This window comes from Actinomadura monticuli, from assembly GCF_041463655.1.
GTDB lineage: Bacteria > Actinomycetota > Actinomycetes > Streptosporangiales > Streptosporangiaceae > Spirillospora > Spirillospora monticuli.
In genome coordinates this window covers 189,938-208,999 of the sequence record NZ_JAXCEI010000014.1, presented here as the reverse complement: position 1 = coordinate 208,999, position 19,062 = coordinate 189,938, and the positions used below count along the sequence as shown (strand labels likewise).

Genomic DNA, 19,062 nt, shown 5'->3' with positions numbered 1-19,062 from the left:
GTCAAGCACCCCTCCGGCGGTCAGGCCCTGGACGCCGATACCCGCACCTACAACGCGCTGCTGCGCGGCCTGCGATGCCTGGCCGAACGCGGTTTCGCCCTGCTCACCCAACGCTGGCGCATCGTGCAGCACATCACCGCCAGCCCCAGCCGAATCGGTGACATCGCCAAAGCCGCACTCGTCCTCACCCATTTCGAACACGGCTACGTCCGGTGATTCGCTGAGATCACCTCACTGCAATATTTAAGCCATCAGAAGGAAATTTGACGCGCCCGGGAAGAGTTTATCATTCTTTCGTTCGAATTTTTGGTCCAATACTTATTGCATTGATGGTCATTTCAATCAGGGGACGCGTCAAGCGCTAAATTGGCGTTTATTGCACGGCGCCCAGTTCTCCGCTCTTCAGAGCGGGCCATGTATAGGCAGCAGGCTGCCGAATTGGGCTGTTTTGGATCAAGGGGCGGCGGCGCTCAGGCCGCTGGGCGGCCCCGCGCCAGGCCGCCCGGAGCGTGCGGTGTGGACGCCGGTCACCGGACGGCCGCGCCGGGCCGCGCGCCGAGCCACGCCAGCCGGCCCCGCCCAGAGCGCTCGCCGCAGGGGCGCGCCACCGCCCTGACCAACCAATGCCGGAGCATCAAAGGCCATTCGGCGACGTGCACCAGGGCGTGACTGTGGCCGAGCGCCGTTGGAGTCGTCAGGGGAGTTTGCCGGAAGATCAGTTGAGCGTGTGCGTCTGGGGAACCCCGTGGTTCCCCAGACCCCTCCTGGAGCCGGAGGGCACTCCCGCGCGGTTCGGTCTGTCTCGGGGTTCGCGCCGTTCGCGCGGGAGCACCCTCCGGACTGGTCCGTTCGTCTGTGCGGAGCGCGGGACGACGGCAGACGGGAAGCTCAGGCAGCGTGCGCGTCGCGCGGGGTCCGAACCCCTCAGTCAGTGGCCCCTGTCGAGGAGTTCATTAGTTACGGCCATCCAGTCATCGAGCAAAGTGCACCAAGGCCAGTGTGGGTCAGTCTCAGGTGAACGTGCCCACGTCAGGTGAACGGCCGCCCACCGGTCAGCGCCAGGCAACCCGTACAGAACGTCGTCACAAACGCCGCAGCGGGCAACGGCCTGGGCTTCGACGCCGTACAACGGATGTTTCGTGCTCCCGCACTCCCTCGTCAACTCATCTTCCAACCTACGCCGCTCAGCGTCATCAACGATTCGCACCCAACGGCCTGGAAGATCCCCCATGCGGTCAAGCATGTTGCTTTGCGTCACCTGTCGCAGGGTAGCGACCACTGCCCGGCCCATAGAAGCTCAGGACTCAAGGTACGGAACATGCGCGGACCGACGCTTAAGTCCGGTTAATGGATCGCTTTGGGCTGAGGCCCGTTCGTAGGCTCGTTGGTGCAGTCGAGCGGCTGTCTGGTTGGCGATGGAGTGACGTGTGGCGAAGAGGCGTTACGTAGCCCGTGGGGTTCCCGGCGGCTACCGCATCTGGGACACCAAGGCGCACAAGTGGTGGGGAGACCACTACGAGCTGTGCCCCGACGATCTCCTGGCCGAACTGAACGGAAACCGCGACTACGCGAAGATCACCGCACTGCTCAGGCACTATCGGGCCCAGAAGCGGTAGACCCCCGGTTACCCGACCAAAGCCTGTTGTGGGTGCGCGGAACCGGTCAGGTAGGGGTCAGTCGTCTTCTTGGTCACTCCACCCTGCGGAGTGAGAGTGTGATCCCCCAGCGGGTGGGCGTGCCCTGATCGTGCCCGTTGGGGTGGTCGGTAGCGGGGTGCTACGGTCGCTTGCGGATCATGGGGTGTGGTCGTTGAGCTGCATCGATGCTGGTTTCAAGATCGGGAACCGATATCTTCCAAACTGGCTACGCGGGTTCGATTCCCGTCGCCCGCTCTCCCATCTCTCCAGGTCAGAGCCCTATAGGGCGATCTTGACCACCCTCCCGAAGATCATTTGTCACCCATGTGTCACTGGGATCTGGCACCTGAACGGCATCCTGGTTCAACTGCAACCCTTGGTGATCATGGTCTGATCTTCCACGACGGAGATCAGCACGGTGACGCATCTTGCGTCTTCAACACCGCCGTCCGCTCCCCGGACGCGGCCCGAGCCGCCAGGTAGCTGGGCCTTCGGTGCGTCCGGGTCGAACGCCCCCGTCCACAGGCCGGTGCTCTCGAATCGCGTGCGAACCGTCTTTACGGCGAAGGCGCTACAGGCGTGCCCGGCTCGCGTCGCCGCATCGTGGATCTCTTCGTACTCTGCGTCGCTGACGCGGATTCTCAGTTCCCGCTCTCGCCGCCGCCCACCGACGAGCTCGCTCGACGCTCCAACGGCTCCAACCTGTCGTTGCCTCGCTTGTCTGTCGTCATATGCCTCCGCTCCTGGCTCCAAGGACCGCACGGGGTCCCCACCTGGCCAGTGTGATCTTCCGAGCGGAAGTCATCCACAACAGGGAGCGTTCTACCAGCTATCTTGGATCCCGCATTGACCTGCTTATGCGTCACTTCACGAAGGCTGTTACGCGTCCTCGTCGCCGTTCAACGCTCGCATGAACCAGTCGAGAGAGCCGGTCCTCTGCGCCTCCTCGGCGAGACGCTTGGCGGACGCAGTCTGGAGTTGGGCGAGTGAGCTGTCTACCCACGGTTGGGTGTTCTGATTGCCGTGCTCTCGGTACTCGATGGCCTGAATGAGGCACTCGAGCTTGTCCGCGTCACGGGCGCACATCGCCTCGGCGCTGGCCTTGCCTTCGTACTCCGCGACGACACCCGTGATCATCGCGGTGACCGCCTTCGGCAGGCCTCGCGTCTGGCGCTCGGTGACCTGCTCGTTGGACGCCTTCTTCACATACGGCTTGGCCACATAGGGGATGTCGGTGAGGCGCGTCTCCTGGCTGTCATGGAAAAGGCTGAGCAACGCGGCACGCTCTGGGTTGGCGCCCTCCATTGCCGCCAGGACGCTCGCGATGATCGCCGTACGGAGCGAGTGATCGGCGATGCTCTCGGGATCGTTCACGCCCGCTACAAGCCACCCGGTGCGCTTGTAGCGCTTCAGAAGCCCGATCTCGTACAGGAACCCCGTCAGCCGCTCCGTCTCGTTCGCCATGCTCGCCCTTCTCTCAACGCCCGTCCGCGATACGTAGACCGTAGAGGACCTATTCCAACTCCCGTCGCGACTGGACGGAGACCGCAGCTTCGTCCAGGACCCGCGCCGCCCGTTCCTGCAGCCGACCGAGCGTGCCGGGCTCGTCGTGGACGATAGCGGGGCGGTGCTGAAGAAGCGCCCAGACCGTATGAGCGACGACATCGATGTAGACGTTCTTCGGCTCCAGCTTGCGCACCAGATGAGCAAGCAGCTTCGTGCCTCTCCAGGTCCGAGTGGGCAACTCGACCATGAACGTGTCGGCTGTCTGCGGCTCGGTGATCTCCCCAGCCAGTACGCCCAGTAGTTGAGGTTGGCCGTCTCACACCTGTCGGTCTTCATCGCCTGGCCGATGAACGCTTGGAGCGCCTCGGGGTCTCACTTGCGAGCAAGGGAGTGCGCTCCGGAGCGCACAACAGCCCACGACAGCGACCAGTCAGCGAATCGTTGAGACCTGCGCTCCTCCTGGCGCTGCATTCCCGCCAGCCATTCCGCCGTCTCTACGGAATCATCGAAGCTCGCGACGTAATGTGCTTGCCTATGAAGCAGCATCCCGTCGACAGTGCCGACATCGGCTCTCTCTGCGGCGCTCTTAAGATGCTCGAAGAAGTGAGCCCGCTCGTCTACCGCCAAGCGTGGCCCTCTGGAAACCGGACCGCGACGGGAAGATTTACGCGGAACATCGTCCAAGAAGGACGGCCGCTGACCGGACACCGCCCATGAGGTCATGTCAGTGAACGGCCGCGTGATCACCCACGCGGAGAGCGGATGCTCATCCGGTGGAACCTTCGCTGGTGCGGTACTCAAGACCTGCGCGAGGAAGTGATCAACCTCAAGCGCCGGCTCGAGTTGAGCGAGCAAGTTCGGCTGCGCCCCGAGTCGCAGCAATCGTGCACGAATCGCCAGAAAACTCCCCGTGGGCACGGCGATGAGAGGCCGACGCCCAGACTCCCAGCCCTGCACAGTCGTGAGATCGACTCCAAGGTCTTCGGCCAGTCCGTCCTGAGTGAATCCGATCGACTCGCGGATGACCTTGAGAAGGTAGCCCGAAATACGACCTTCGCGGGGGCCGCCGTTGAAACCCCGACTGCCAGTCAGGGTTTCTCGTTCACCTGGCGCCATGAGCCCACTACCGCCGTCCGTACTCGTACTCGCCGTCAGTTCATCGGCATCAATCAACGCCATAGCGTTAAGAAAGCTAACCGAAGATCACTATTCACGCCTCTAGGTAAGAGGGCTCGTAATGTCAACGGATACACCGAAAGCGCTGGAGGCGCGCCGGTTGCGCGTCTGGGCGCTCGCCCAGACGCTCAAGTCCCACGGCTATGCGATAGAGGTGGCCGAGTCTGGGCCCTTGCTTGCGATTCCTGCCGCCTTCTCCTCCCTGGTGTTGGTGCCATGCGACCTGCGCGCGATCTTCGGCGGTGAGCCGTGGTTCTGGTTCTTCTTCGCCCGGACGAGAGGGACCGTGCCGACTGGGTGCGGTGGACCCATTCGGCACGGTTCGGTTGGTCAGGCCTGCCCCGCTGACGACGGGCCAGTGTGGCCGCCGTAGGTGGCGATCTTGTATTCGGTCGCCGCCAGCGACAGGGTCAGTTCCTTGAGCTGGCGGCGGATCGTGTCGCGGTGTTCTAGCAGCAGGTCAAGGCGCTCGGGGACGGTGTCGTCGCCCTCGTCGGCCAGCCGCATGTAGTGCTGAAGGTCGCGCATGGCCATCCCGGACAGGCGCATGCGAGTCAGGAACACCAGTCTCCGTACCGCCTGCGCGTCGTAGCTGCGGTGGCCGCTGGCGTCGCGGGCCACCTCGACCAGCCCGATCCGCTCGTAGTAGCGCAGCGTGTGCGGCGACATGTCGAGCAGGTCGGCGACCTCCGTGATGGTCATGGGGTCGGTGGCGGCGCCGACGTCGACGAGGCGGTGGATCACCTCGACCGACATCGGGCCGTCGACCTCGTCGAGAGCGGCGAGCGCCCTCGACATCAGATCGTCGGTGGCCATGGCGACACTCTAGATCGGCCGGGCGGACGCGGGGGCGCCGGGGAAGTCGGCGGCACGCGCGGTAGGGGCCCAGCGTTCGAGCTCCTCCAGGTTCTGCCGGTAGGACCTTCCGATGCGCTCGATCGCCTCCCGCCCGAGCGGAAGGCGCAGCGGCAGCTCGTCACCGGCGACCAGGTCAACGATGATCTCCGCGGCCCGGACCGGATCGCCCTCCTGAATCCCGTCGGCGCTCACCATGTCGTTGCGGACGGCCCCCAGCAGTCCGGTGTACGCGGCGCTGGCGTCGGCGACCCCGAGCACGTCGGGCGCGTTGAACGAGGTGCGGAACCGGCTCGGCTCGACGATCATCACCCGGACCCCGAACGGCGCGACCTCGCCGGCCAGCGCCTCCGACCAGCCTTCGAGCGCGAACTTGCCGGCCGAGTACGCGCCGACACCGGGGAAGGAGATGCGCCCGCCCTGGCTGCTCATCTGCACGATCGTGCCCGACCCCTGCTCGCGGAAGTACGGCAGGACGGCCCGCACGAGCGCCGCCGGACCCAGCAGGTGCAGTTCCAACGACGCGCGAAGCTCCTGTTCGCCGACCTCCTCGGCCGCGCCGACGACCCCGCGGCCGGCGTTGTTCACCAGCACGTCCACCCGACCGAACCGGTCGACCGCCGCCCGTACGACCTCCCCGGCGCGCCCGGTGTCACGCACGTCGAGCTCGGCAACCAGCACCTGGGCGTGGTGGGCGTCCGCGAGGTCGGCCACCGCCCCGGGCCGCCGCACGGCCAGCACCACGTTGTCGCCCCGCCCGACCGCGCACTCGGCGATGGCACGGCCGAAGCCCGCCGACGCGCCGGTGATGATCCATGTCCGCTGAGTTCCTGGTTGAGATGTCATGCCGGCGACGCTAGGAGTTCGAGCGCACTCGAACGCAAGCACGGCGTCCGCCGCCCGTCGCCGGTCCGTACCCCGCACCTCACCACGACCTATCCCACACGTGAGGGATACGCCCGCGATCCGAGCGGGTCGACCGTGGGTCCGTGGTCTGCCCGGATCAGGCGGACGGGATGACGGCGACCGGGCAGCGGGCGTGGTGGATGACGCCGTGGGCGATCGAGCCGAGCCGGGGTGCGGCCCAGTGGCGTTGGTGGGCGCCGACCACGAGCAGGCGCGCGTTGCGGGAGGCGTTGGACAGCGCGGTCACCGGGTGTTCCATGATGATCTCGTCCATGGCGTCCACGCTGGGGTATTCGGTGCGCAGCGGCTTGTATGCCTCGATGGTCTGGGCGCGCAGGTCCAGTTCGATCTGGTCGGCGTCGACGGCGTAGCCGGCCTCGACGAGGGTGCCGAACGTCTGCCAGGCGTGCACGACGCGCAGCCGGGCGTCGCGCAGCGCGGCGGACTCGAAGGCGTACTCCAGGACGGCGCCGGCGTCGCGCAGCAGGTCGATGCCGACGACGATCTCGCCGCGGTCGGCGGCGTCCCCGCGCACGATCACGAGAGGGACCGCGGGGCGCGCGGCCATGCGCAGGCTCGTGGAGCCCAGCAGCATGCCGGCGAACCCGCCGCGGCCGCGGCTGCCCAGCACCAGCTCGAACGCCTTGTCCGGCTGGTCGCGCAGCGCCTGCGCGGTCTCTTCGGCGACCAGAGCCGTCGTGATCTCCAGGCCGGGCCACCGCTCCTGGACGCGTTCGCGGGCGGCCGTCAGCAGCCGGTGACCGACGCGGGTCATCCGTTCGGTGCTCCCTGCCGGCTTGAACAGCGGCGCCCTGTAGGGCCAGCTCTCCAGCGCGTGGACGATGTGCAGGGGACGTTCGACGCCCGCGAACACCGGCTCTTCTCCGGGGCATTCCGGCGCGAGCACATCCCCCTCGCCGGGCACCTGATCTGCAGGCTGCTCGGCCTCCAGTACGGCGACTATCGAGACTGGCCGGAGATCGACGCCTGGGCGGCGAAGATCGCGGGTGAGCTGAAGCCGCCCGGGTCAGTACCTGCGCCGGAACCTGCCGTCGGAGTCGTCGTACCGTCCGGTGCGACGGTCGCCGAGGTAGAAGAGCCCGAGCAGGAAACCGACACCGACCATGACAATAATGATCACCGTCACCCCGAACAGGACTGAGGATCCCGGCATCGCAACCACCTCTTCCGCTCCGTCGCGGCCCACTCCCAGTGTTCGCCGCGCCCCGGCATCCGTGGCAGGGACCTTCGGCCTGCGGCGGGGGGACGAACGCCGGTGACGGGACGGCGGCCCGCCCCGGGATTCGCTCGGAGGAGATTTCATAGGGCGGTGCAGGATGCAACGGATGAACGTGCTGGACGCCGGGATGTTCTTCGCCGAGAACGACACGAGGCCGCTGCAGATCGGGACGGTGACCGTGGTCGAAGGCCCGGCGCCCGACTACGCGGATCTCGTGCGGCAGGTCTTCGCCAGGCTGCGGCTCGCGCCGCGCTGCCTGCAGCGCGGGACGCCATGGGCGGCTGCCGCTGCATCGGCGCGATGCAAGAGATCAGGTGTCGTTGCCGGCCGTCCGATGCGGGTAGCGCCGCGCCACACGTGCCAGCGGTGTGCGAGCCGCCCCGATTTCGATCATGGGACGCGACTTATGCGTTCGCAGTCCCAGCTGCACTTTCCACATCGCCTCGGCCAGAGCGTGGAACTGATACAGCAGGCGACGCAGCACGGGAAGATCACCGGCGTCCGCCGTCGCAGCGGCATGTTCGGCGACGATCGCGAGCCGGTTGACCCGGCAGGCGAGAAAATGCGCGAGCGCCTCGCGGCGAACGCTTCCCGACAGGGCGTCGAGCAGAATCGACTCGGCGGCGCCCAACTCGGCCATGACCTCGGCGGTGGCCGCCCGCACATCGATGTCGGTCTCCCGGCCGTCCTTCGCCACGAGCCTGAGCCTGCTCAACGTCGGCAGGCAGCGCCGGTGATGCTCGCGCAACCGATTAGGGATGGAGGTCCCGACTCAAGGGACGAAGGGCCCGCAATTCATGCTCAAAAGGATCATGAATTGCCAACGGTCATCCGGGTCCTGCAAGGACGCCTTCGCCCTGCCCAGGCGGGCAGGGCCGTCATTTCGTGCTGAGGACGTCGGTGACCGGGCGCCAGCGGCTGTACTGGCGGCGTGCGACGTGGCCGAGGCGTAGCAGCATCTGCGGATGGCCGCACACCAGATCGCGGCGGATCGCCGCCCGCAGATCGGGCAGTTCCAGCGGTTGGGTGTGGAAGGCCGCGCTGACGTCCTGGGTGGCCGCATGCAGGAGCACATGCTGCAGAGCTTGGCCGGCGAGCAGCCAGTCCACCCGCCTGTCCTCCCGGGTGGTCAGCAGCGCCACCGTCCCCACGGCGGCGGGAGCCGTCTCGTGATCGATCTCCTGGCCGCCTCCGCGCTGCAGGAACGCTCCCGGCGCGTCGGCGGCGATGTCCCGCCAGGGGAACTCCGCACCGTAGGCCGTGACCGGGTCGACGCCGGAAGCGAAGCCGTCGGGGCGTTTGCCGTCCGGCGGGACCGTCAACGCCAACAGTTCACCGGCGATGCGGGGGTCACGGGCCTGAACCGCTTCGGCGGCCCGGACATGCTCGGCCAGTCGCCGGCGCTGCGCCTCGTACTTGAGGACGCGGAGGCCGGCCCCCTCCTCCCGGCCGATGCCGGCCAGCACGGCCGGCAGCATGGGCGGCAGCGGAGTCGTCAGGAAGCGCCCGCGATGGGTGTGGCGGCGCGGGATCGTGCGGTACAGCAGTTCCTCGTAGGGCCGCGGGGTTGACCTGCTGCCCCAGGTGACGCGGGCCAGCAGGTCGGGGTTCGCCGGGTCGGGCAGCAGACGCACCCGCGGGGTGAAGCCGAGGCACCGGACGGCCAGCTGCGCGTTGAACAGGGCCGCACCACAGCTGATCAGCATCTCGCGTCCGCCCGGGTCGCTGACCGGCAGCAGGCGCGTCCGGTCCGCCCACAACTCCAGCCCGTCGGGGCGTTCGACGAAGCGCCACGGCTGGGTGTCGTGGATGGACGGCGCCAGGATCGCCGCACGGACGACGAAGCGCGCCGCCAGATCGGTCCGTTCGGAGCCGAGAGGATTCGCGAGCTTGTTCCAACGCTCCGCGGCAAGTCCTGGGACGCTGACCATCTCGATGACCTCCCACCGCGAGTGTCCGGCACTTACAGAATGCCGGGCCGGCGCCGAGGCGGCACCGTGTCCAAAGTCCCCTCCGCCAGGACCTTCGGCCTGTCTGATCAGCGGGTGTCGCTTTCCACGGCGTGCTCGGCCGCGTCCCGGACGGCGGCCCGGCCAGCCTCCAGTCGGGCGATCGGCACCCGGAACGGCGAGCAGGAAACGTAGTCCAGTCCCACCCGGTGGAAGTACCGGACGGAGGCCGGGTCCCCGGCGTGCTCACCGCAGACGCCCAGTTCCAGATCCGGCCGCCGGGCCCGGCCCTCGGCCGCGGCGATCTCGATCAGGCGGCCGACGCCGTCGCGGTCCAGGGCCTCGAAGGGCGAGACGCCGAAGACGCCCTTGTCCAGGTAGACGGTGAAGAACTCGCCTTCGACGTCGTCCCGTGAGAAGCCCCAAGTGGTCTGCGTGAGGTCGTTGGTACCGAAGGAGAAGAACTGCGCGACCTCGGCGATCCGCCCGGCGGTAAGCGCGGCCCGGGGCAGTTCGATCATGGTGCCGACCGGCATGTCGAGCGCGATGCCGGTCCGTGCGGCCACATCGGCGAGCACTCGTTCGGCGTCCGCGCGGACGATCTCCAGCTCCCGCGCCGCACCGACCAGCGGGATCATGATCTGCCCGCGCGGGTCGCCGCCCGCCCGGGCGCGTTCGGCGGCGGCCTCGGCGAAGGCCCGTACCTGCATGGTGAACAAGCCGGGGACGACCAGGCCGAGCCGGACGCCGCGCAGGCCCAACATCGGATTCTGCTCGTGCAGGCGCCGCACGGCGGCCAGCAGCCGCCGATCATGCTCGACGGGCTCGCCCCGAGCGCCGGCCAGCGCCACGCGCACCGACAGATCGGTCAGGTCGGGCAGGAACTCGTGCAGGGGCGGGTCGAGCAGCCGCACCGTGACCGGCAGTCCGTCCATCTCGGCCAGAATCGCGGCGAAGTCCGCGCGCTGCAGCGGCAGCAGCGCGTCCAGGGCCTCGTCCCGTTCGGCATCGGCGCCGGCCAGGATCAGCCGCTCGACGAGCTCGCGGCGCTCCCCCAGGAACATGTGCTCGGTGCGGCACAGCCCGATGCCCTGTGCGCCGAAGCGCCGTGCGCGCGCGGCGTCCTGCGGCGTGTCGGCGTTGGCCCGGACCTGCAGCCGCCGGACGGCGTCGGCGCGGGACAGGATCCGGTGCACCGCCGCCACCAGTTCGTCCGCCTCCGGACCTCGCGGGTCGAGTTCTCCTTCGAAGTACCGGACGACCGGGGACTGCACGACCGGCAACTCCCCCAGGTACACGGCACCGTTGGAACCATCCACGGAGATCACGTCGCCCTCGGTCACGACCACTCCTCCGGGCGCGGTGAACCGGCGGCGCTCGGTGTCGACGTCGAGGCTCTCCACCCCGCACACGCAGGTGGTGCCCATGCCCCGAGCAACGACGGCCGCGTGCGAGGTCTTGCCGCCGCGGCTGGTCACGATGCCCGCGGCGGCGATCATGCCGCCCAGGTCGTCGGGGTTGGTCTCGCGGCGCACCAGCACGACCCGGTCACCGGCGCGTGCCCGTTCCACGGCCGTCTTCGAGTCGAACACCGCCCGGCCGACCGCGGCGCCGGGCGAGGCCGCGATCCCGATGGCGATCGGCGGGGTGTCCGAGCCCGCCGCGAAGCGCGGAAAGGCCAGCCGGCCGAGCTGGTCGCCGCCGACCCGGGCGACGGCCTCGTCGATGTCGATGAGTCCCTCGTCGGCGAGCTGGACGGCGATCCGGAACGCGGCCTCGGCCGTGCGCTTGCCGACGCGGGTCTGCAGCATCCACAGCTTGCCGCGCTCGATGGTGAACTCGATGTCGCACAGGTCGCGGTAGTGGTTCTCCAGCTTCCGCATGTTCTGGAGTAGCTCGTCGTAGGAGCACTTGTCGATGTGCTCCAACTCCTGCAGCGGCACCGTGTTGCGCGTCCCGGAGACGACATCCTCGCCCTGCGCGTTGCGCAGATAGTCACCGTAGACGCCGGCGTGCCCCGTGCCCGGGTCGCGGGTGAAGGCCACACCCGTTCCCGAGTCCGCGCCCAGATTTCCAAACACCATCGCCATGACGTTGACCGCTGTGCCGAGTTCCTCCGGGATGTGCTCGCGCCTGCGGTACAGCCTGGCCCGCTCCCCGTTCCAGGAATCGAAGACCGCGCGGATCGCCATGTCGAGCTGGGTGCGCGGATCCTGCGGGAAGGGACGTCCGGTGGCGGTGAGGACGATGCCCTTGAACTCCTCGACCAGGACCTTCAGCTCCTTGACGCCGAGGTCAACGTCAGCGGCGGCGCCGTTGTGCAGCTTGGCCTTGTCCAGCGCTTCCTCGAACCGCTCCCCCGCGACACCGAGCACGGTCTTGCCGAACATCTGGATGAGCCGCCGGTAGGAGTCCCAGGCGAACCGGGCGTCTGCCGTCCGCGCGGCCAGCCCTGCCAGCGTCGCGTCGTTCAGCCCGATGTTCAGGACGGTGTCCATCATTCCCGGCATGGAGAACTTCGCACCGGAGCGCACCGACACCAGCAGCGGATCGCCGGGCTCCCCCAGCATCCTTCCCGCCTTCTCTTCCAGAGCGGCCAGGTGCGTGCCCACGGCGTCCCGCAGCCCCGGGGGTTCCCGACGTGCGGCGAGGAACGCCCGGCACGCCTCGGTCGTGATCGTGAAGCCCGGAGGGACCGGCAGGCCGAGGCTGACCATCTCGGCGAGGTTCGCGCCCTTCCCGCCCAGCAGGTCGTTCAGGTCCTTACCGCCTTCGGCGAAGTCGTAGACAAGCTTCGGCACCGGACGTCTCCTCTCGTCGTCGCCGATCACGGCGAGATCGGCACTCCGAGTTCGACTGTGCCTGAGGCGCCCCGCGGATCCACGGGGCGAAGGTCCCACAACGCCCCGGGAAGGACCGGTCCTCCGGCGGCGGGCCACGCCCCTCCCGCCCCTCAAGAGCGGCAACCAGGCCGCCGAGTTCGTCGGCGCCCCGATCGTCGGCGCCCCGATCGCCGGCGGCTCGGGCGCGCAGGCCACAGCGGTGCCGGCCTGCCGCCTACAGAGCAATGAGCCGCCCGGCTCCTTCCAGGGCACGCGGGCGCCGAACTCCTCGATGCCGGACTTTTTCAGGACTCCGGGGCCGCACCACAGGACAAGGCGGTCAAGGGGCGCCAGCCGCGAGTTCGGCCACGCCGGCCAGGCGACGGCCGAGATCGCACAGCGCGACCCCGGCGGCCTCTTCGGACCCGCTCGCCCACGCCGCGGAGTCCGCGGAGTCCGCGGAAGTGTTGTCGCCGCTCTGCCCCGTGCCTACCAGCGCCGTGTCGTCGCCAGGGGACAGCACCGCCCATGCCCTGACGACACCGCCGTCATCCTCGCTGAGATACACCTGCACCGTCCATTGCGTCCTGCCGTTCACCGCTGCCTCCCCGCCTGTCGTGTCCGCAACTTGATGATGGACAGAGACAGAGCGGAATTCGGAGGGGCGTTGGTCCCGAGTCCACGACGAAGGCGCGCAGGCGGACGCCGCCCGTATTCCTTGGGAGCTCGTACTCCTTGGGAGGAGGACGGTCCGGCAACCGGAGCGGCGGGCGCTCCACACCCGGTAGGGAATGGTCGACAGGAGGTGGGAGAGCATGTTGACGCGGGCATCCATCTCCGCATCGGATCGTCGAGGCGGCTGCGGAAGCGGCGTTCCTGCTCGGCGTCGCTGACCGACATCCATACCGCTGGAAGTACCACTGTCTTGCAGCACCATCAGCTGCTTTCGCCCAAGTGTGGCCGATGCCGGCTTGAACCCCGGATGGGTCAGGCGGGCAGGGCGATGTCCCGGCGGCGGGTCGAGATGATGCCCGTCGTGGCGAGAGCTGCGGAGAGGGCGAGGAGGACGACGGCGGAGACGGGGGTGACCCCGGCCAGCGGCACCTTGGGGATGTGGGTGAACGGGGACAGGTCCAGCATCCGGTCCGGCAGGTTGAGACTTGGGCCGAAGACAGGCCCGAGCAGGGTCGCCAGTATCAGCACCGTCCAGGAGACCGCCCCGGCCGCCCGCGGCAGCAGCCCCACCGCGGCGACCACCACGCCTCCGATGAGCAGCACCGCCGGTAGTTGGACGAGCCCCCCCGCGACCAGATCACGCAGCTGAGCGGACGTGCCGCCGAGCACGGCGCCGGCGGTCAGCGCCATGCTCGTGCCGAAGACGAGCAGGAGCACGGTCGTGCCGAGGCAGGCGTTCGCCACATGGCTTACCACCCACCGCGGCCTGCTGACGGGAGTCGTGAGGACGGATTCCAGCGTGCCGCCGACCTCTTCGGCGCGCATCCGCAGCAGGACCTGGACGATGTAGACGGCGGCGCCCAGGGCCGCCATCTCTATCATCGATGCCTGGAACGCGGCGGTGAGCTGGTCCGGGGCGTGGGCGCCCAACTGCCGGTACCAGTCCAGCGCCGCGCCCTCCGCGTGCCGGGCCTGGTCGCTGATGGACCCGAAGATCAGGCCGAAGCCGAGCATGCCCGCCGTCCAGCCGAGCAGCAGCCCGCGCTGGAGCCGCCAGGCCAGGCCAAAGGGGCTGAGGAGCCGACGCGCGGCCACGGCGTTCCCGCGCCGTTCCGGCAGGATGCCGCGGCTCATGTCGCGCCGCCCGGCGAGCATGCCCGCCACGCTGAGCAGGAGGGCGAACAGCGCGCCGAAAAGCAGCAGCGGCCACCACGGACCGTGATCAAACGGCCGCATCTGCTGCCCCCAACCGAGTGGGGAGAGCCATGCCGGCCAGGCGCTGACCACCCGTACACCAGTGGCATCGACGTGGCCGAGCATGTTCCCCGCACCGGCGAGCAGGAACGCGGCGCCCACGGCCGCCGCCGCGAGCCCGTTGGCCCCACGGGTGGTCGAGGACAGCTGCGCGGTGACCGCTGCCACGCCGGCGAAGACGATCCCCACCGCGCCGAACGAGACGCCTGCCGTTACCGAGCCCGCCACCGGCTGCCCGTTGCCGGCCATCGCGAGCGCCATCGCGACCATCAGCGCGACGTTCGCGATGACCGTGACCATGACCGCCGAGGCCAGGCCCGCGTACCGGCCCACCACGGCCGCGCCGACCAGTTCGGCACGGCCGGTCTCCTCGTTCTGCCGGGTATGCCGGACGACGGCTAGCGTGCTCATCAGCGCCGCCATGACCGCGAGGGCGGCGTAGCCTCGGATCAGCGTGATGCCGCCGATGGTGGCGCCGGACGCCATGCCGATCATGCGCATGCCCGGGTTGCCGGCCATCATCTCCGCCTCTTGGACCACGTCCTGGTGCGTCGGCATGCCAGTCGCGAACATGGCCGTGAACGAGGCGAGCAGCGCGCCCATCGCGAGCACCCAGGCGGGCAACACGATCCGGTCGCGGCGGAACGCGAGCCGGGTCAGCGGCACCATGCCGGTCAGCGCGCTGATCATGACTCCACCGCCCCGGCCTCGGCGGGCACTGAGACGTCGTCCCCGTAGTGGCGCAGGAACAGCTCTTCGAGCGTCGGCCGGGAGCTCGTCAACGTTTGCACGTCGAACTCCTCCAGCCGCCGCAGTACCCGGTTGAGCGCACCGGGGTCGACCTCGAACCGCACGCGGGCACCGTCGGCGCTCACATCATGGACGCCGGGCAGCCCGCCGAGCCTGGCGCCCAGCAGGCCCGCCGGTTCGGCGGCCTGGACGACGACGCCGGTGCGGGTCAGGTGACGCAGCTCGTCGAACGTCCCGGACTCGGCCGCCCGGCCCGCACGGATGATGGTGACGCGGTCGCACAGCGCCTCGACCTCGGACAGGATGTGGCTCGACAGCAGGACGGTCTTCCCAGCGTCCCGCAGCTCCAGGACGACCTGCTGGAAGACCGCCTCCATCAGCGGATCGAGCCCGGACGTCGGCTCGTCCAGCAGGTAGAGCTCCACCTTGGACGCCAGCGCCGCGACGAGCGCCACCTTCTGCCGGTTGCCCTTGGAGTAGGCGCGGCACTTCTTGGTCGGGTCGAGCTGGAAACGCTCCAGCAGGGCGGCCCGGCGCGTCCGGTCCAGTCCGCCTCGCAGGGTGCCCAGCAGGTCGATGATCTCCCCGCCGGTGAGGTTGGGCCACAGGTTGACCTCGCCCGGTACGTACGCGAGCCGGCGGTGCAGCGTGACAACGTCCCGCCACGGATCGGCGCCGAGCACGCTGACCGCGCCGGCGTCGGCGCGCAGCAGACCCAGCAGGATCCTGATGGCGGTGGTCTTTCCGGCGCCATTCGGCCCGAGGAAGCCGTGGACGTCCCCGTGCCGGACGGTCAGATCCAGCCCGTCCAGGGCTCTGGTCGCGCCGAATTCCTTGGCAAGGCCGGACACCGAGATCGCAGCCTTCACGGTTCAGCACCCCTTCCGCGGGTGATCTTCAGGAAGTCTCACGTGCTTCCAGTACAGACGGCGGGTCGGGGGTTCACCGGGTCCAAAGCACCGCGTGTTGGTGGGTTCCGTCGGGGGTGGTCGCGGAGGATCCGGCGAGTTGTCCGCGGTCGTTGATGCCGTAGGCCGCGGCCGAACCTCCGGCGGGCAGCCTGGGCAGCGGGACCGCCCGCCCGTCCCGCCACACCACGGCGTCGATGTCGACGAATCCCGCGACCTGCCCGGCATCGTTGATGTCGTGGACCTGGGCGAACAGGGCCGGCTCGGACGCCAGCGGGGTCCTGCCGCCGCGATACCAGATCGAGGCGCGCCCGCCGCTGTCGTTCAGAGCGACCTGATGCCGCTCGTTGGCCGCCGCCGGGTAGGACGGGGCGTCCGGGATGAGCGTGGTCGGAACGTCGTGCCGCCACGCCGTCGCGCGCGCGTTCATCGGGTCTTCGGGAAGGAAGCGGTGGCCCACGATCCAGCCGTGGTCGGTGATGTCCTTGGCGAACGAGGCCTGGCCCTCCGGATCCAGGTCGGTCAAGCGACCGGCACGCCAGCGGACCGCGTGCCGGGTGTACTCGCCCGGGGCTGTGCTGTTACCGACCACGTCACCGGCGTTGTTGATGCCCTCGGCGTAGCTGTCGGTGCCGCCGGGCAGCGCGCCCAGATCGCGCATCCGCCCGTTCTTCCAGAGGAACGCATGAGTGCCGCCGGAGGCCGAGCCGTACCCCACGACCTCGTCGCGGTCGTTCAGGTCGGTCGCCACGCTCCACAGGCCGCCCGGGAGCACGCCGAGGTCGATGATCCGGCCGTTGCGCCAGAGTGTGGCGTGACCGTCGCTCTGTCCGGCCGCATGACCGTGCTCGTTCACCGCGAACGCCTCGGACCAGTCGCTCCCGTTCAGGGTCCCCAGGTCGATGACGCGGTACGCCCCGCCCTGCGGGACGGCGGTGGCGGCCTTCGCCGCCGGCGCGCTGAGCAGGGCGGCGCCGATGCTCACCGCGGTCGCACTCGCCAGACCGTACCTTCGTAAGCTGCGCATGGTGCGCCTCCAAGGGCCGTGCCACCTTGATGGTCGAACCGAACGTAAGCCGGAACGCGAGTGGGGGGCAGGGACCAACGTCCCCGCTCTCAGCCGATGGCACGGACGAAGGCATGGGGTCGCGGGTGTTCAGCAGGTCGTTTCCGCAGATCCGCATCCTGCGCGGATATCGCCGTTCCTGGCTGGCAGGGGACGCGCTGGCCGGCATCACGGTCGCCGCCTACCTGGTGCCCCAGGTGATGGCTTACGCGGGCCTCGCCGGCCTGCCGCCGGTCGCCGGGCTGTGGGCGATGGCGCCCGCCATCGTGCTGTACGCCCTCCTGGGGTCGTCACGGCGGCTGTCGGTGGGGCCGGAGTCGACGACCGCGCTGATGACGGCCACGGTCGTGGGGCCGCTGGCCGCCGGTGACACGGGCGAGTACGCCGCGCTGGCCGCCGCGCTCGCCATCGTCGTCGGGGTCCTGGCGCTGGTGGCCTGGTGCCTGCGGCTGGGCTTCGTCAACGACCTGCTGTCCCAGCCCCTCCTGGTGGGCTATATGGCGGGCGTCGCGGCCGTCATGATCATTGGGCAGTTGCCGGGCACGACCGGTGTCGCCACGCACGGGGACGGCGCCCTGCGCGAGCTGGCGTCGTTCACCGCGAGCCTGGACGAGGCTCACCTCGGAACACTGCTGCTCACGTTCACGAGCCTGGTTTTCCTCTTCGCCCTCAACCACAGATTCCCCCGTGCACCCGGCCCGCTGCTGGTCGTGCTGATCGCCACCGCCGCGGTGATGATCTTCGATCTGGACCGGCGGGGCATCGGCGTGGTCGGCGACGTGCCCGCGGGGCTGCCGCGTCCCGCCGTGCCCGATCCCGCCGACGTCACCGGGCTGATCCTGCCCGCCCTGGGCGTCCTTCTGGTGGGCTACACCGACAATGTCCTCACCGCACGGGCCTTCACCGCACGGGGAGAGCGGGAGGTCGACGGGAACCGGGAACTCCTGGCGCTGGGCGCGTCGAACATCGGGGCGGGGTTCTTCCACGGCTTCCCGGTCAGCAGCAGCGGCAGCCGCACCGCCCTCGCGGCCGCCTCTGGGGCACGCACCCAGGTCTACTCCCTGTTCCTGCTCGGCCTGCTGGTATGCGTGCTGCTGTTCCTGCATCCCCTGCTGGCCCGGTTCCCGTCGGCGGCGCTGGGGGCGATCGTGATCTACGCGGCGACCCGCCTGGTGGACGTCGACGGGTTCCGCAGGCTCGCCGCGTTCCGCCGCAGCGAACTGCTGCTGGCCGTCGCGGCACTGGTCGGCGTGCTCGCGTTCGGCATCCTGTACGGCATCCTGGTCGCGGTGGGCCTGTCGGTCATGGTGATGACGGCCAGGGTCGCGAGGCCGCACGACGCGATCCTCGGGCGCGTCCCGGGGATGGCGGGCATGCACGACGTCGACGACTTCCCGACCGCACGGACGATCCCGGGGCTGGTCGTGTACCGGTACGACTCGCCGCTGTTCTTCGCCAACGCCGCCGACTTCAAGCGCCGCGCCCTGGCCGCCGCCGAGGACGGCGGGGACGGCGTGCGCTGGTTCGTCCTCAACGTCGAGGCGAACGTCGAGGTCGACTACACCGGGCTCAAGGCGCTGGAAGAGCTGCGGGCCGAACTCAGCGGCAGAGGGATCGTCTTCGCGCTGGCCCGGGTCAAGCAGGACCTGCTCGACGATCTGCGAGCTTTCGGGCTCGCCGACGCGATCGGCGCCGATCGGCTGTTCCCCACGCTGCCGACGGCGGTCGCCGCGTTCGAGCACTGGCGCCGCGAGCCCCCGACGCCCCCGTCGGACGATCCCAGCTGACGCAGGCCCGGCGATCAACGCGAGACGTCGGGACCTCCGCCGGCGACGCTTCCACCGCGCTTACCGCATGGAGAGCCGTCAGCTCGCTCAAGTGCTCGGCTCATGCCGTGTAGGCCGGGTCGAGGGACGGCGGGGTGTCGGACGTGGTGTGCAAGTCGAAGATGGCGCGGCGCAGTTCGGTAATGGCGAGGTCCAGGTCACTGAGGGCTGCTTGGACATGCTGGGCGGCGTGCGGGTCTTGGATCCGGGCCAGCGCGCCATGCAGTTGCAGTCCGGCGCCGAAAAGGCGGTGGCTGAGCCGGTCGGTCAGGTCGTGGGCAACGCGCCGTGGGTCGACACTCATCTGCTGGGCTACGTCGGCGCTTTCGGCGTCACGTTCGGGCTCGAACGGGTCGAAGGCGACCTCTCGCGGTCGCGGTCGTCCAGGCATCGTCCGCTGCCCCTCCGGGATCGGTCCTAGATCGTCTTCTTCGACCCGCCCTACCCACACCGCGCCAGGATCACCCCTATTTGCCCCGATTTAGCGGCCTG

The 19,062-nt window shown here is 69.2% G+C and carries 18 protein-coding genes; 3 read left to right on the top strand and 15 right to left on the bottom strand.

Going from position 1 to position 19,062, the window contains the following annotated elements; genetic code table 11:
* Both SM611_RS28610 and SM611_RS28605 read left to right on the top strand, forming a co-directional pair.
* The coding region (locus SM611_RS28610; protein WP_371953377.1) for a transposase family protein at positions 1–216 on the top strand (216 nt) is incomplete at its 5' end.
* Between the two features lie 1,211 nt (positions 217–1,427).
* A complete protein-coding gene (locus SM611_RS28605) occupies positions 1,428–1,616 on the top strand; it encodes a hypothetical protein (protein WP_371953375.1) in 189 nt (62 codons plus the stop codon).
* A gap of 900 nt (positions 1,617–2,516) precedes the next feature.
* Here SM611_RS28605 and SM611_RS28600 read toward each other — a convergent pair.
* The 14 genes from SM611_RS28600 to SM611_RS28535 form a co-directional block, all read right to left on the bottom strand.
* Positions 2,517–3,101, bottom strand: coding sequence for an HD domain-containing protein (locus tag SM611_RS28600; RefSeq protein WP_371953374.1), 585 nt, complete (start codon positions 3,099–3,101; stop codon positions 2,517–2,519).
* 49 nt (positions 3,102–3,150) lie between these two features.
* The gene (locus tag SM611_RS28595; RefSeq protein ID WP_371953372.1) at positions 3,151–3,336 is read right to left on the bottom strand and encodes a hypothetical protein; all 186 of its coding nucleotides are present in this window, start codon (positions 3,334–3,336) and stop codon (positions 3,151–3,153) included.
* A gap of 179 nt (positions 3,337–3,515) precedes the next feature.
* Complete coding sequence (locus SM611_RS28590) at positions 3,516–4,322, bottom strand: helix-turn-helix domain-containing protein (protein ID WP_371953371.1); 807 nt, start codon at positions 4,320–4,322, stop codon at positions 3,516–3,518.
* 327 nt (positions 4,323–4,649) lie between these two features.
* Positions 4,650–5,135, bottom strand: coding sequence for a MerR family transcriptional regulator (locus SM611_RS28585; RefSeq protein WP_371953369.1), 486 nt, complete (start codon positions 5,133–5,135; stop codon positions 4,650–4,652).
* A 9-nt stretch (positions 5,136–5,144) separates the two neighbouring features.
* Complete coding sequence (locus SM611_RS28580; protein WP_371953368.1) at positions 5,145–6,020, bottom strand: SDR family NAD(P)-dependent oxidoreductase; 876 nt, start codon at positions 6,018–6,020, stop codon at positions 5,145–5,147.
* A gap of 157 nt (positions 6,021–6,177) precedes the next feature.
* Entirely contained in the window at positions 6,178–7,005 is an 828-nt protein-coding gene (locus SM611_RS28575; protein WP_371953367.1) for a universal stress protein, read from the bottom strand.
* Positions 7,006–7,630: 625 nt separating this feature from the next.
* On the bottom strand, positions 7,631–8,017 hold the full coding sequence (locus tag SM611_RS28570; protein ID WP_371953365.1) for a hypothetical protein: 387 nt from the start codon (positions 8,015–8,017) through the stop codon (positions 7,631–7,633).
* A gap of 181 nt (positions 8,018–8,198) precedes the next feature.
* Positions 8,199–9,251, bottom strand: coding sequence for an Acg family FMN-binding oxidoreductase (locus SM611_RS28565; RefSeq protein ID WP_371953364.1), 1,053 nt, complete (start codon positions 9,249–9,251; stop codon positions 8,199–8,201).
* 107 nt (positions 9,252–9,358) lie between these two features.
* Positions 9,359–12,070 (bottom strand): pyruvate, phosphate dikinase, encoded by a 2,712-nt coding sequence (ppdK, locus tag SM611_RS28560; protein ID WP_371953363.1) that lies wholly within the window; start codon positions 12,068–12,070, stop codon positions 9,359–9,361.
* A 361-nt stretch (positions 12,071–12,431) separates the two neighbouring features.
* Entirely contained in the window at positions 12,432–12,689 is a 258-nt protein-coding gene (locus SM611_RS28555; RefSeq protein WP_371953361.1) for a dsRBD fold-containing protein, read from the bottom strand.
* A complete protein-coding gene (locus SM611_RS28550; protein WP_371953360.1) occupies positions 12,686–13,012 on the bottom strand; it encodes a hypothetical protein in 327 nt (108 codons plus the stop codon). Before SM611_RS28550 ends, SM611_RS28555 begins: the two co-directional genes overlap by 4 nt.
* Before the next feature lie 66 nt (positions 13,013–13,078).
* On the bottom strand, positions 13,079–14,710 hold the full coding sequence (locus tag SM611_RS28545) for an ABC transporter permease (protein WP_371953359.1): 1,632 nt from the start codon (positions 14,708–14,710) through the stop codon (positions 13,079–13,081).
* Complete coding sequence (locus SM611_RS28540) at positions 14,707–15,639, bottom strand: ABC transporter ATP-binding protein (protein WP_371953358.1); 933 nt, start codon at positions 15,637–15,639, stop codon at positions 14,707–14,709. Before SM611_RS28540 ends, SM611_RS28545 begins: the two co-directional genes overlap by 4 nt.
* A 73-nt stretch (positions 15,640–15,712) precedes the next feature.
* Entirely contained in the window at positions 15,713–16,663 is a 951-nt protein-coding gene (locus SM611_RS28535; RefSeq protein WP_371953356.1) for a hypothetical protein, read from the bottom strand.
* Between the two features lie 155 nt (positions 16,664–16,818).
* Here SM611_RS28535 and sulP point away from each other — a divergent pair, with 155 nt between their 5' ends.
* Positions 16,819–18,531, top strand: a complete 1,713-nt coding sequence (sulP, locus tag SM611_RS28530; protein ID WP_371953355.1) for a sulfate permease — start codon at positions 16,819–16,821, stop codon at positions 18,529–18,531.
* 100 nt (positions 18,532–18,631) lie between these two features.
* On the opposite strand, the gene SM611_RS28525 is transcribed toward sulP, so the two are convergent.
* Positions 18,632–18,961: a histidine kinase gene (locus SM611_RS28525; protein WP_371953353.1), complete on the bottom strand. Its 330-nt coding sequence runs from the start codon at positions 18,959–18,961 to the stop codon at positions 18,632–18,634.
* Positions 18,962–19,062: the final 101 nt, after the last annotated feature.

What these genes read in the sequence shown, in the direction of transcription:
- SM611_RS28600 (WP_371953374.1), bottom strand. Translation starts at nt 3,101, where the DNA reads ATGGCGAACGAGACGGAGCGGCTGACGGGGTTCCTGTACGAGATCGGG.
- SM611_RS28590 (WP_371953371.1), bottom strand. Translation starts at nt 4,322, where the DNA reads ATGGCGTTGATTGATGCCGATGAACTGACGGCGAGTACGAGTACGGAC.
- SM611_RS28585 (WP_371953369.1), bottom strand. Translation starts at nt 5,135, where the DNA reads ATGGCCACCGACGATCTGATGTCGAGGGCGCTCGCCGCTCTCGACGAG.
- SM611_RS28580 (WP_371953368.1), bottom strand. Translation starts at nt 6,020, where the DNA reads ATGACATCTCAACCAGGAACTCAGCGGACATGGATCATCACCGGCGCG.
- SM611_RS28565 (WP_371953364.1), bottom strand. Translation starts at nt 9,251, where the DNA reads ATGGTCAGCGTCCCAGGACTTGCCGCGGAGCGTTGGAACAAGCTCGCG.
- SM611_RS28545 (WP_371953359.1), bottom strand. Translation starts at nt 14,710, where the DNA reads ATGATCAGCGCGCTGACCGGCATGGTGCCGCTGACCCGGCTCGCGTTC.
- sulP (WP_371953355.1), top strand. Translation starts at nt 16,819, where the DNA reads ATGGGGTCGCGGGTGTTCAGCAGGTCGTTTCCGCAGATCCGCATCCTG.
- SM611_RS28525 (WP_371953353.1), bottom strand. Translation starts at nt 18,961, where the DNA reads ATGCCTGGACGACCGCGACCGCGAGAGGTCGCCTTCGACCCGTTCGAG.